Annotated in this window: 13 protein-coding genes; 6 read left to right on the top strand and 7 right to left on the bottom strand. The window is 65.5% G+C overall.

All coding sequences use genetic code 11. From position 1 onward, the window contains the following. Positions 1-36: 36 nt before the first annotated feature. The 3 genes from AB0L82_RS17685 to AB0L82_RS17675 all read right to left on the bottom strand — a co-directional run bounded on the left by AB0L82_RS17685 (position 37) and on the right by AB0L82_RS17675 (position 1,969). Positions 37-453, bottom strand: a complete 417-nt coding sequence (locus tag AB0L82_RS17685; protein WP_364637032.1) for a hypothetical protein — start codon at positions 451-453, stop codon at positions 37-39. A 107-nt stretch (positions 454-560) separates the two neighbouring features. After that, positions 561-1,250, bottom strand: coding sequence for a hypothetical protein (locus AB0L82_RS17680; RefSeq protein ID WP_364637030.1), 690 nt, complete (start codon positions 1,248-1,250; stop codon positions 561-563). Beyond that, positions 1,250-1,969: a PE-PPE domain-containing protein gene (locus AB0L82_RS17675; protein WP_364637028.1), complete on the bottom strand. Its 720-nt coding sequence runs from the start codon at positions 1,967-1,969 to the stop codon at positions 1,250-1,252. Before AB0L82_RS17675 ends, AB0L82_RS17680 begins: the two co-directional genes overlap by 1 nt. A gap of 169 nt (positions 1,970-2,138) precedes the next feature. Here AB0L82_RS17675 and AB0L82_RS17670 point away from each other — a divergent pair, with 169 nt between their 5' ends. Continuing rightward, positions 2,139-2,402 carry a helix-turn-helix transcriptional regulator gene (locus AB0L82_RS17670; protein ID WP_364637026.1) on the top strand — a complete coding sequence of 88 codons (264 nt, stop codon included), beginning with the start codon at positions 2,139-2,141 and terminating at the stop codon, positions 2,400-2,402. Here the strand turns inward: AB0L82_RS17670 and AB0L82_RS17665 are convergent. Together AB0L82_RS17665 and AB0L82_RS17660 are read right to left on the bottom strand one after the other, a co-directional pair. Beyond that, a complete protein-coding gene (locus AB0L82_RS17665) occupies positions 2,325-2,555 on the bottom strand; it encodes a hypothetical protein (RefSeq protein ID WP_364638050.1) in 231 nt (76 codons plus the stop codon). The genes AB0L82_RS17670 and AB0L82_RS17665 overlap by 78 nt on opposite strands. 54 nt (positions 2,556-2,609) lie before the next feature. Then, positions 2,610-2,945, bottom strand: coding sequence for a helix-turn-helix domain-containing protein (locus AB0L82_RS17660; RefSeq protein ID WP_364637024.1), 336 nt, complete (start codon positions 2,943-2,945; stop codon positions 2,610-2,612). A 99-nt stretch (positions 2,946-3,044) separates the two neighbouring features. Here AB0L82_RS17660 and AB0L82_RS17655 point away from each other — a divergent pair, with 99 nt between their 5' ends. Next, positions 3,045-3,872: an MBL fold metallo-hydrolase gene (locus tag AB0L82_RS17655; RefSeq protein WP_364637022.1), complete on the top strand. Its 828-nt coding sequence runs from the start codon at positions 3,045-3,047 to the stop codon at positions 3,870-3,872. 86 nt (positions 3,873-3,958) lie between these two features. On the opposite strand, the gene AB0L82_RS17650 is transcribed toward AB0L82_RS17655, so the two are convergent. Next, positions 3,959-5,206: a SpoIID/LytB domain-containing protein gene (locus AB0L82_RS17650; protein WP_364637020.1), complete on the bottom strand. Its 1,248-nt coding sequence runs from the start codon at positions 5,204-5,206 to the stop codon at positions 3,959-3,961. A 318-nt stretch (positions 5,207-5,524) separates the two neighbouring features. On the opposite strand from AB0L82_RS17650, the gene AB0L82_RS17645 reads away from it, so the two are divergent. Further along, positions 5,525-7,696, top strand: a complete 2,172-nt coding sequence (locus AB0L82_RS17645; RefSeq protein ID WP_364637018.1) for an N-acetylmuramoyl-L-alanine amidase — start codon at positions 5,525-5,527, stop codon at positions 7,694-7,696. Between the two features lie 83 nt (positions 7,697-7,779). Here the strand turns inward: AB0L82_RS17645 and AB0L82_RS17640 are convergent, their stop codons facing one another. Beyond that, the gene (locus AB0L82_RS17640) at positions 7,780-8,580 is read right to left on the bottom strand and encodes an HAD family hydrolase (RefSeq protein ID WP_364637958.1); all 801 of its coding nucleotides are present in this window, start codon (positions 8,578-8,580) and stop codon (positions 7,780-7,782) included. A gap of 210 nt (positions 8,581-8,790) precedes the next feature. Between AB0L82_RS17640 and AB0L82_RS17635 the strand changes: the two genes are divergently transcribed. From AB0L82_RS17635 to AB0L82_RS17625, 3 genes are read left to right on the top strand one after another with little or no spacing between them, the layout of a single operon-like run. Further along, positions 8,791-9,771 carry an ABC transporter permease gene (locus AB0L82_RS17635; protein WP_364637016.1) on the top strand — a complete coding sequence of 327 codons (981 nt, stop codon included), beginning with the start codon at positions 8,791-8,793 and terminating at the stop codon, positions 9,769-9,771. Continuing rightward, positions 9,768-10,688 carry an ABC transporter permease gene (locus AB0L82_RS17630; protein ID WP_364637014.1) on the top strand — a complete coding sequence of 307 codons (921 nt, stop codon included), beginning with the start codon at positions 9,768-9,770 and terminating at the stop codon, positions 10,686-10,688. Before AB0L82_RS17635 ends, AB0L82_RS17630 begins: the two co-directional genes overlap by 4 nt. After that, positions 10,685-12,550 carry an ABC transporter ATP-binding protein gene (locus tag AB0L82_RS17625; RefSeq protein ID WP_364637012.1) on the top strand — a complete coding sequence of 622 codons (1,866 nt, stop codon included), beginning with the start codon at positions 10,685-10,687 and terminating at the stop codon, positions 12,548-12,550. The genes AB0L82_RS17630 and AB0L82_RS17625 overlap by 4 nt, the downstream gene beginning before the upstream one ends. Positions 12,551-12,552 lie beyond the last annotated feature (2 nt).

Genomic DNA, 12,552 nt, shown 5'->3' with positions numbered 1-12,552 from the left:
ACGCGGTGGCACGGCTGGTCGTCGGCCTCATGGCCGTCACGCGGCGTCGAGGGCCTCGGTGATCTTGTTGGCCATGGCGATGACGACGGGGGTGGGGTCGCCTTTGCTGGAGTGGAGGGCGGCTTCGATTGCTACCTGGATGGTGGCGCGGAAGTTGGTGGCCTCCGCCGGGGAGTGGGTTTCCAGGAGGGTCATGGCTGCCGTCAGGGCGGGGAGGACCTGGTCGGCGAGGTCGGCGACGGTTTTGCCGGTGAGGTGGATGTCCTTGGACTTGGCGGAGAGGACGTGGCCTACCAGGCCGGTGGCCGAGGTGAGGGCGATGGAAGCCTGGGCATTGCCCTTATGGGGCGTACCGGCGGCGGCGAGGAGGGAGACCGTGCCGTAGGCGGCGGTGCGGAGGGTGCTCTTGGCCTCGTCGGTCAGGGTGACGGCGGGGGTGGTGTTGTTCGACATGGTGTGCTCCTCGAAAGGTGTTGGGACCCTGTTGTTCGGGTCGTTTTGTTCGATGTACACACTTTGGCCGGGTGAACTGACATGCCTCTGACACTCACCTGACACGTCTACTGACACGGGGAGAGGTGTGGTGACTTTCGTTGGCGCATGGGGTGGGCGAGGTGGGCGTCGAGGACTTCGCCGACTGTGAATTGTTCGGGGCAGTCGGGGGACCAGGGGCCGGGGATGGGGGTGATTTTGCCTGCGTCGCGCAAGGTTTGTATGCGGCGGACTGTCACTTTTGCGAACGGTTCGCCGAGTTCCCTTGCAAGCGTGGCGATTCCGGACATGTTCAATCTGGTTCGGCGAGCCGCGGCCAGCTGGGACGCGTTGATGGTCAGCTTTGCCGGTGCGGGGCTGATGATGTTCAGGGCGGCGTCCACCGCGGAGCGGATTTCGGCGGGGGCCGATTCGACGCCTTCGGTCATGGCGAAGGCGATGAGGTTGCGGTGTAGCCAGCGGGAGAGGCCGGGGGTGGTGGGGTCACCTTTGTAGGGGACGGCGCGTTGTTCGCAGATCAGGCGGACCCAGGAGACCAGGGTGGCGTGCAGGTGGTCTCGGGCGCGGGCGGCGGCGGGGCTGAAGGGTAGTGGCTGATCGCTGGTGCGGGAGGACAGGCGGTGGCTCGGGGCATTGTGGCGGGCTCGACGTGTGACCGCGTCTTCGAGATCCTCAGCTACACCGGGGATTTCGGAGAGAACGGCAGCGAGGTCGCGGATGGCTTCGTGGGTTAGGTATAGGTGGTCGGTGTTGGGCATCAGGCGACCTCGCGGTTGATGATGGTGGCCAGCAGGGCGGCGTGGCCCTGGCGGACGTAGTCGTCGGTGTGGCGGCCGTCGGTGAGGTAGCCGCGGGCGTAGGCGAGGGCTCCGCTCCAGGCGGACCAGTTCTTGGGGGCCCACCAGCGTTGAACTCGCTGGTGCAGGACGGCGTCGACCAGGCTTTGGCCCCAGCGCAACGCGGCTTCGGGGGAAGAGATGCAGAAGTACTGAGTCAGATCTGCGACCGTGCGCAGGGGGTTGCCCGCGGGAAGCGCGGTGATGGGGTCACCGGCGGCTGCCGCCCAGAAGGTGGGGAGTCCATCGACGGGGCGCTGGCCTGCGATTCCGTAGCCGCCGGGGTCCCGTGTGATGCATTGACCCGCTGGGCGGAGGGGGTCGGCGATCAAGGCACAGGCGAGGACCTCGAGATCGGGGTGCAGGCCGCGGCCGATTTCGGCGGCCACATCGCCCGCAATGGCCGCGCCTTGCGAATAACCCGCTATGACAACACGATTCGCGGAATCGGTGATCGCCGAGAGCAGCGCCGCCTTCCCCGCGGCGCTGCTCTCGGCGTACGAGACGCGCAAGCCGTAGTCGGCCGGATACGGGACCATGCGGGGCGCGAAGCGGCTGTGGTCGAGGGTGCGGGAGAAGGTGTCGGTGATGCTTTCGCCGTAGGGGACGCCCGTACCGCCGACGATCAGGACGTCGATCACGCGGATCCCTCGGCTGGAAGATAACTGAACAGGTCCATACGGAACACAATAAGGTCCGTTTGGACCTTTTTCAAGTCCGTATGGACCTGTTACTGTTTTGGCACGATACGGCAGAGATACGGCACGGATTTTCTGGAGTCGTTTGCAACTGGGCCGTTCGGACCTCAGAATGGTCCATATGGAACTGCGGGATCTCCACGAACTCAATCGCGCCGTCGGCGGGGAGCTCAGGGCTGCCCGTGGACGGCGCGGGATGACACGGCCTCAACTCGCTGCCGCATCGGGGGTGGCGGTCAGCACCATTCAGCGGTTCGAGAATGGGGAGCGGTCGCCGGATCTGGGGCAGCTTTACGCGCTATGCACTGCGCTGGAAATCTCGCCGCAGGAGATCGTCGCCAGGTCGGTCGAGATCGTCAAAGCTGGCGGGGAGTAGATCTATCGGATTGCGGTTCAAGGCTTCCGAGACCCGGAAGAGGTCTTCCAGGGTGGGGGTGCCGCCCGAAATGCGCTGTGCCAGTTCGGCACCCAGGCGAGTAGCCACCACTCGCATAGCCTCGGCATCGAAGATCTGGCTGAACCACGTCACAAACGCAGTGTGGCACAACAGATCCCGAAATCCGGGCGGACGAGCCAACAGCGGCTACCCGTCGACCTGGTGCTGCACCGCCCAATCACAGATCGCGGCGAGCGGCTGCTCGAGGGATTTGCCGAGGGCGGTCAGGGCGTACTCGACGTGCTGGGGAGCCGTCTCCTTGTAGACGTGCCGCTCGACAAGACCATCCGACTCCATCGAACGCAGGGTTTCGGTGAGCATCTTCTGCGTGATGCCGGGGAGGCGGCGGCGTAGGTGGGCGTGGCGGTGCGGACCGTCCAAAAGCGCGTAGACCAGCAGGATTCGCCACTTGGACGAGAGACGTTCCAGGGCTTGGCGGGTGGCGCAGGATTCTTCCAGGACGTCTGGGATCACCAGGGGCATGGGGGCTCCCGGGGTATGGGCACTTGAAAGTGCCTTCTGGTGGCGGATGGACGGCGGTTCTAACTTCATCCTCACCGTAATGGAGAAGGGAAGAACACCATGTCGCAGGAATTTCAGGTGCATACCTTCACGGCCGGGGAGAACGGCATTTTCGTGAATGGATACCTGGTGGAGACGGCGGAGGCGGTCGTGCTGATCGACTCCACGCTGTTGGTCTCGGATGCGCAGGCGCTGAAGGAGAAGATCGCCGCACTCGGTAAGCCGGTGGTGGGCGCGTTCGTGACGCACCCGCATCCGGACCACTTCAACGGGCTGCCGTACGTGGTGGCCGAGGAGACGCCGGTGTACTCGACCGCCGCCGTGGCCAAGGTGATCGCGGACAGCGCCGATGCCAAACGCGCACAGTGGGGTCCGACCTACGGCGCGGAATGGCCGGATCGGTACCGGGTGCCGGAGACCCTCGTCGAGAGCGGATCGACCGTCGAGATCGGCGGTGTGCGGGTGACCGTGCACGAGGTCGGACCGGCTGAAAGCCATTCCGACAGCTGGATTCTCGTGGAGAGCGGGGACCAGCGGGTCGCATTCATCGGCGATCTCGCGTTCTGCGGTGTGCACTCCTATATGACCGACGGGCATTCGACCGAATGGCTGGCGGCGCTGGAGCGGCTGAGCGCCGAACTGGGCGGACTGACGCTGTACCCGGGACATGGACCCGCCGGTGATATCGGGATTCTTGCCGAGCAGCGGAACTACCTGGTGGCGTACCGCGAGGCCGTCGAGGGACTCCGCGATGGGGCGAATTCGCTCACCGACGCGCAGAAGGACGAATTGTCCGCTCGCATGGCGGAATTCGCGCCGGACGCGGGACTCGGCTGGCTGATCCCGCTGGGGGCCGATCCGGTCGCCGGTGAACTGGCGGCGGAGTAACGGGCTGTGGATCCCGGCCAAAAGCATGCCGGGATGACGGGCTCGGTCGTGCGCGGCCATTACGTTCGGCCGCTCAGGACGCACAGTCAGAAGGACGCTGCGGGTGGGGTCGGAGTGGAGGCGGTGCTGGGGGCCACGGTGTTGCCGGGGATGACGGGGGCGGTGGTCGGTGCGAGGGTTCCCGGAACACCGAAATGGCTTGCCGGAGAAAGGCCGCGGTTCGGGCGCGGCTGGGGTGCGAGCATATCGGCGAGGCTCCGCAGGATCGCGCCCGCCGGATCGTGCGGCGCGGCCGGGTTGGAATAGCCCGGGTCCGTGCCGGACGGATCACCGAGGGTCGGATCGGTGTAGCCAGGGTCGGTGTAGGTGGGCACCGTCGGGTCGATAAGTGTTGGGGCGGATTGGAATTCGCTCAGCGCGGGGCCGACTTCGAGGTTGTCGATGCTCGGGATGCCCCCGTCGGGCGCGGCGGAGTATTCGGCCCGCAGGATGTGATTGTCGTGCACCAGCACCTGCCCGGCCGTGGACTGGACGGCCGCGGTGGTGCGGGCGTCTTCCTTGTCCGTGCCCGGATACGCCTGGCAGTCGGTGGTATCGCAGGTTTGCGCATAGGGGTACCGCTGTTCGGCCAGCACATAGGACCGGGCCGCGATCGCCTGTGCGCGAAGGGCTTCCGAGCCGCCCTCATCCGCCCAGTTGGGCACCATCTCGGCGGGCACCACGCCGAGCAGATAGTCCTCGAGATCGACTTCGTTGATCACGCGGCTGGAGTTGCCGTCCAGCGCGACTCCGAGCACACCGCGGTAATTGGAGCCCTCGCAGAGTTCCAGGTGTTCGTCCTTGGGCCGGTTGCTGCCGTTCTCGAGCGGATAGGCGTAGGGATCGTCGGTCGTTCCCTCCCACAGCACCGCGCCATCGCAGCCCTGGGTGATGGTGACATCCGCACCCGCCGCGGTCGGCGTGAGGTGCGCGGCCTGGCCCGGAACCACCCGGCGGCCCGCGACATACAAGCCCGTCTCGGATTCGACATCGAGGGTCTTGTCGTCCAGACCCATGAGCCGGACGCGAACCGGCACCGAGGCGAGGGTGTCGAGCTGCGCGCCCGGGTAGTAGTGCGCCAGGATCGTCTCGGCGGTATTACCGCCGACGGCGCGATCGAACGCGCCGTTCTGACTCAGCCCGCGGCCGTGACCCGGACTGTTGACGAATTCGTACTCCTCGTCCGGCCAGGCCCAGAGCAGGCCCGCGGTCGCGCCACCCAGGGTGCACGCGGCGACCGATAAGGCTAGTAGGCGGCGCCGTCTCCGGCGTTGATGTAGATGCCCGTTCGGCATGTCATACCCATTCTGTCGATAGCCGAAGCTACATTCGAGTTACCGAAAGCTAATCCTCAACCACACGTTCAGGGATTGTGACAGTTGGGACTAGTGTGATCGTTGGTTCGCCGGGAAGCAACCCCGGGCCCCGGCGATCCGCAACGGTTTTACGTCGAATGGGAGCTGCTCGTGCCGTACCGCCGAACGAAACACTCGTATGTCCTCCCGGTTGTCACCATCCTGGCGATCACGACGCCGCTCGGCATATTGGCGCTGGGAGACTCCCGAGACATCAAGCCCACCGACGCAAGCAATCCGGCAGCAATACCAGCGGAAATGGCGGAGGTCGCACTCGCCTCCGCACCCGATCTGGTGCTGCCGCTCCGTGAACTGACCGGAATGAACCTGCCCGACCTGCATCTCTCGGATCTGCGCATGCTGCCGCTGCCCGCGTCGATCCATATTCCGCCCGGGCTCGCGCCGGGGCTCGGCTTACCCAGCGAGATACCGTTACCGCGACTAGGCAGGCCCGGTATGCCGGGCGCAGGAAACTATGTAAACCCCGGCGGCGCACCAGGATTCATCGCCGCCCCCGGGCCCGAGGTACCGGGCGCCGATACCGGAAACCCCTCCCCCGCACCGCAACCGGTGCAGAAGCCGGATCTCACCGGCGATCTCAATACTCCCGCCCTGGCCCCCAACGCCGTGCCGAACGAGCTGGTCAACAAGGTCGGGGCGCAGGTCAAGGAACTCAGCCGGGACACCCCGTTCAGCATGGTGGCGCTCACCGCGCCCGAACTCGTGGGGACCACCGCGTACATTCGCGCCAAACGCTCCGATGGCGGCTGGGGACCCTGGTACGACAGTGAAGCCGTCGACACCCCCGCCAAGAAGCCGGGGCGCACCGGCACCGAACCGATCTACGTCGGCAAGACCAAATCCGTGCAGATCCTGGTGACCAAGAAGAACACCGGGCGCGCGGTGGCGGCTCCCGTGGATCCGCCTGCGGCACAGGATGTTCCGGCGAATCCGGCGCCCGAGGCCGCCCCAGGAGCCCAGGCCGCCCCGGAGCCCGCGCCCGCCAATCCGGAGGCTCAGCCCGCGCCCGCAGCCAACCCCGAGGCGCAGCCGGTGCCGAACGCTCCCGCGAACCCGGACACGCTGGCCACGCCCGCGCAGCCGGAGGTCGCGCCGTTCACCGATCACGGTGATCCGGCCCAGATCAACCTGGAGAAACTCGCCGCCATCCTCATCGATCCGGGCCGTGGCGCGGCCGATGAGAACCTCAATCGGGTGGCCGCGCCGCTGCCCGGCGGCGGACCCAAGGTGATCAGCCGCGCGCAATGGGGTGCGGACGAATCGCTGCGCTGCGAAGAACCCACCTACGACGACGCCGTCAACGCCATCACCGTGCACCACACGGCGGGGCGCAATGACTACACCGCCTCCGAATCGGCGGGCATCGTGCGATCGATCTACGCGTATCACGCGAAGACCTTGGGCTGGTGCGATATCGGCTACAACGCGCTGGTCGACAAGTACGGGCAGATCTTCGAAGGCCGCTTCGGCGGACTCGATCGGCCCGTCGAGGGCGCGCACGCGGGCGGATTCAATATCAACACCGCCGGTGTGGCGTTCATGGGCAATCACGAGGAGGAAGCGCCCACCGAGGAAGCCATGCAGGCCATGGGCAATTTCATCGGCTGGCGCGCCAAGGTGGCCGGGATCGATCCCGAGGGCAAGACCACCATGTACTCCGAGGGCAGCGATTACACGCGCTATCCGCTCGGACAGGCCGTGAAACTGCCGAATGTGTTCGCGCACAGGGATGTCGGGAACACCACGTGCCCGGGTGATATGGCATATGACCTGATGGACCGGATTCGCTCGCTCGCGGAGAATGTCGCGGGCAAGCCGAGTGGGCCGCCGCCCCCGCAGCAGCAACGGCCGACGCAGCAGCGGCCGCAGCGCAATGCGGGGAATCAGCAACAGCCGCAAAGCAATCCGAACAGTGAGGCCGATCTGGCGACGCTCGCGGATCTGACCACCAAGCTGCTCGGGATGCTCGAGACCAGCCCGGTTGCCAAGTATTACGAGGCGTCCGGCGGGCCGAACGGTCCTATGGGACAGGCGAAGTCGGAGCCGATCGCGACCGCGAACGGCGGGCAGTACGCGCAATTCGTGAACGGATACGTGTACTCGACGCCGGACGGGCAGGCGTTCGCGGTGGTCGGGAAGATCCTGGAACGGTTCCTGCAATTGGGAGCGGGGACCGGGGCGCTCGGGCTGCCGACCAGCGGGGAGTACCCGGTGCAGGATGGGGTGCGCACCGACTTCCAGAACGGGTCACTGATTTTCAGTCAGATCACCGGGATCGTCACGACGGTGCTGAAGAACCTCGGCGCCGGACAGGGTCAGGGGCCCGCGCCGATTCCGGCGATGCTGGGCAATGGGCAGCAGGCGGATCCGATTCCGGCCGCTATACCGGAAGCTGCTGCGGGGCAGTAGGTTTCAGGGATCGACGCGATTGGCCGGGTTTCCACGCGATAGGTGTGGATCCCGGCCAAAAGCATTCCGGGATGACGGAGGGGTCAGAGCCACCAGCGTTCGAGGATTTGGGCTACGCCGTCTTCGTGGTTGGCCGGGGCGACTTCGTCGGCGGCGGCTTTGGCTTCGGCGTGGGCGTTGCCCATGGCGACGCCGTGGCCTGCCATTTTGAGCATGGGGACGTCGTTGGGCATATCGCCGAAGGCGATGATGGTGGCGTGCTGGACACCCAGGCGCTGGGCGACGCTGGCCAGGCCGGTGGCCTTGGTGACGCCGGGGGCGGACAGTTCGATCAGGCCGTTGTCCGTGGAATAGGTGAGATCGGCGCGGCCGGTGAGATGGGGTTCCAGGATGGCGCGCATTTCGCCGCTGGTCATGCGCGGCAGGCGGATGAGCATCTTGATCGCGGGGGACGCGATCACCTCCGCGCGCGAGACCTCGGTGTCATCCGGGTTCAGCCAGGCGTGCTCATATTCGGGGGAGCTCACGAATTGCGGGGTGGCGGCGTCGTGGGCGGTCGCGCCGACCCGCTCGGCGGCGAGTCCGCAACCGGGGAGCAGGGTTTCGGCCAGGTCCGCCGCCCAGGCCAGGGTCTCCACATCGAGAGTTCGGCTCGCCAGGATTCGATCCTGCGCGCTGTCGTAGATGACCGCGCCGTTCCCGCATACGCACAGCGGCGCGTAACCGAGTCCGTCCACCACCGGATCGATCCACCGGGGCGGGCGACCGGTCGCCAGGACGAAGGGCACGCCGTCCGCGATGAGGGCGTCGATCGCGGCTTTGGTGCGCGGTGTCACCTGCTCACCATTGTCGATGAGGGTCCCATCGACATCGGTCGCGACCATCTTGGGTTTGGGCAGGTGGAAGAGAGTCACCTAGTCCATCCTGCCTGAAATCCGAGCCCGGAATGTGCAGCCCGGGTGAATTGCCCGGCATTGGCTGATCCTCGTTACCGCCCCGATGCCCTGCTCGTTATCCGCCACTGCGCTCCGTAACGCACGGTTATCCACAGGTACTCCTATGATCTGGTGCAGAACTCGACCCGAGAGGGACTGATGGCCGGCTTTCTCCTGCGACGCGCACTGAACTATGTCGTGCTGCTCGTGCTGGCGTCGTTTCTGACGTTCAGTCTGGCGTCACTCACGTTTCGCCCACTCGACAGTCTGGAACAGCGCAATCCGCGGCCACCACAGTCGGTGATCGATGCCAAGCGCGCCGAACTGAATCTCGACGCACCGATCCCACAGCGCTACCTGGACTGGGTCGGTGGCATCGTGACGAGCGGCGACTTCGGCAAGACGCTGGCCGGACAGCCGGTGAGCCAGGAATTGCCGCGGCGCATGGCGGTCAGCTTGCGGCTGCTCATCATCGGTTCCGTGCTCGGCACCCTGCTGGGCGTATTGATCGGCGCGGCCGGTGCGATCCGGCAGTACAAGTTCAGTGACTATTTCACCACCACGGTATCGCTGCTGATTCTGAGCACGCCGGTATTCCTGCTCGCGACGCTGCTGAAATACGGTGCGCTGGAGGTCAATACGCTGAGTGGGACGCAGGTCTTCTACTACACCGGCGAGACTTCGGCGAACGCGGTGCACGGCGCGTGGAACCAGATCGTGGACCGCCTTCAGCATCTGGCGGTTCCCACGCTCGGCCTCGTACTCGGTTCGATGGCCGGATACAGCCGCTATCAGCGCAATGCCATGTTGGACGTGCTGCAGAGCGATTTCATTCGTACGGCCCGAGCCAAGGGCCTCACCCGCACCCGGGCGCTGTACAAGCACGGTCTGCGGACCGCCTTGATCCCGATGGCGACGCTGTTCGCCTATAGCTTCGGCGGTCTCATCACCGGCGCGACCTTCACCGAGAAGATATTCGGCTGGCATGGCGTCGGCGAGTGGCTGGTCGATTCGATCAACGCTCAGGACCTCTACCCGGTTGTGACGATCACCGCGTTCACCGCGCTGGTGATCCTGCTGTCGGGTCTGCTGTCCGACATCGTGTACGCGATTCTCGACCCCAGGGTGCGTGTGGGATGACCGAAGCCGAAATCCTCGTTCAGGGTGCACCCGAACCGGCCGCGGCCGGTCGACGGAAGTTGGTGTGGCGACGCTTCATTCGCAATAGGTCCGCGGTGATCGGCGGAGTGATCCTGCTGCTCATGCTGATCCTGAGCTTCGCGCTGCCGCCGATGCTGAAGTACGACTATCAACAGCTCGATTACACGGCCCTGCTCAAACCGCCGAGTGCGCGGCATCCGTTCGGCACCAACCAAATCGGGCAGGACGTACTCGCGCAGACCCTGCACGGGCTTCAGAAATCACTCATCATCGGCTTCGCGGTGGCATTGATCTCCACCACCATCGCGGCCCTGGCCGGTTCGGTGGCCGGACTGCTCGGTGGCTGGACGGATACCGCCATCATGTGGGTGGTCGATCTGCTGCTGGTGGTGCCGAGTTTCATCATGGTGGCGCTGTTCGCGCCGCGCACCAAGGGCAGCGGGTCCATCATTCTGCTGATCGTTCTGCTCGCCGGGTTCAGCTGGATGATCAGTGCGCGCCTGGTGCGCGGCTTGGCGCTGAGCCTGCGCGACCGTGAATTCGTCCGGGCCGCACGGTATATGGGTGCGTCCACCTGGACCGTGATCACCACCCACATCCTTCCCAATATCGCCTCGATCCTGATCATCGACACCACCCTGGCCGTCGGTTCGGCGATCATGGCCGAAACCGGCCTCAGCTACCTGGGATTCGGTGTGCAGCCGCCGGACACCTCGCTGGGCACATTGATCGCTTCCGGCACCAAGTCCGCACTCACCTATCCGTGGCTGTTCCTCTTCGCGGGTGGTCTGCTCATCACCACGGTGCTCTGCGCCAATCTCGTCGGTGATGGACTGCGAGACGCTTTCGACCCGAGTTCGAAACGGGCACGTTCGCGCCGGAAGGATCGCGCATGACGGACAAGACGGTTCGCACCACCTCGACAACCGCGCCGCTGCTCGAGGTCTCCGATGTGCACGTGAGCTTTCCGAGCGAGGAAGGTCGCGTCGACGCGGTGCGCGGGGTGAGTTACACCGTGCAGGACGGAGAAGTACTGGCCATCGTCGGTGAATCCGGGTCCGGCAAGTCGGTGTCGTCACTGGCCGTCATGGGTTTGCTACCTGATCAGGCCAGGGTGCGCGGATCGATTCGATTGCGCGGTCGAGAACTGCTCGGGATGGGCGACAAGCAGCTGTCTACCCTGCGTGGCAGCAAGATCTCGATGGTATTCCAGGATCCGCTCTCCGCATTGACCCCGGTGTACCGAGTCGGCGAGCAAATCGCCGAAGCTCTACTGGCGCACGGGAAGATGGGTAAGGCCGAGGCGGCCGAGCGGGCCGTCGAGCTGCTCGACCTGGTGGGCATCCCGGATCCGGCGGTGCGCGCCAAGGCTTTTCCGCACGAGTTCTCCGGCGGTATGCGCCAGCGCGTGGTGATCGCCATGGCGATAGCCAACGACCCCGAACTCATCATCTGCGATGAGCCGACGACCGCGCTCGATGTGACCGTGCAGGCACAGATCCTGAATCTGCTGCGCAAGGCACGCGATATCACCGGCGCGGGCGTCGTGATGATCACTCACGATATGGGTATCGCGGCCACACTCGCCGATCGTGTCGCCGTGATGTACGCGGGTCGGATAGTCGAAACCGCGCGTGCCACAGAGCTTTTCCACGCACCTCGAATGCCCTACACGGTTGGGTTGCTTGGCTCCATTCCACGGTTGGACGGTCCGGCTCGAGCCCCCCTGGTACCGATCGTGGGCGCACCCCCCGCAATGCACGCGCTCCCGACGGGCTGCTCCTTCGCACTGCGCTGTCCGGTCGCCATCGAAGATTGCCACGCGGCCGAACCGCCCCTGCAGGACACCGGGCCCGGACATCGGGCGGCGTGCATCCGAATCGCGGAGGTCGGTACCGAGGATCTCTTCACCGCCTATCGGCGCGAAGTTTCGCCACCGGATGAGGTCGCACACACCGATGCCCATGCGGTGCTGCGGGTCTCGGACTTGAGGAAAACGTTTCCCATCACTTCCGGCGTTATCTTCCGCCGCCGCACCGGCGTGGTCCACGCCGTGGACGGGATCAGCTTCGAGGTACGGGCGGGGCGCACTCTGGCGCTGGTCGGTGAGTCCGGTTCCGGCAAGTCGACGACACTCACCCAGATCATGGAATTGGTGGCGCCGGAAAGCGGAAGCATCGAGGTGCTCGGCAGCGATGTCTCGACCCTCACCCGGGAACGCCGCCGCGAGATCCGGCGCAAAATGCAGATCGTCTTCCAGGATCCATCCTCATCGCTCGATCCACGCCTGCCGATCTTCGACGCGCTGGCACAGCCACTGCGGGTGAACGGACGTCCTGCCGGGGAAATCCAGAGCCGGGTAAGGGAACTGCTGAGGTTGGTCGGCCTGCGCCCGGAGCACGCCGATCGCTATCCGGCCGATTTCTCGGGCGGGCAGAAACAGCGCATCAATATCGCGCGGGCGCTGGCCCTGGACCCGGAGATCCTGGTGCTTGACGAACCGGTCTCCTCCCTGGATGTATCCATTCAGGCCGGCGTGCTGAACCTGCTGCGCGACCTGCAAGCCGAGCGCGGGCTGTCGTACCTGTTCGTATCCCACGATCTGTCGGTCGTGCGCAATCTGGCCCACGACATCGCGGTCATGTACCAGGGCAAGATCGTCGAATACGGCCCGGCGGAGCAGATTTTCGAAGACCCACAGCACGAGTACACGCGCGCTCTCATCAGTGCGGTACCCGTGCCGATCGTCGCAGGATAGGT

It is taken from the genome of Nocardia sp. NPDC052001 (genome assembly GCF_040680615.1).
GTDB lineage: Bacteria > Actinomycetota > Actinomycetes > Mycobacteriales > Mycobacteriaceae > Nocardia.
Note: the sequence above shows the minus strand (reverse complement) of the source record. Positions and strands in the feature narration are given on the sequence as shown.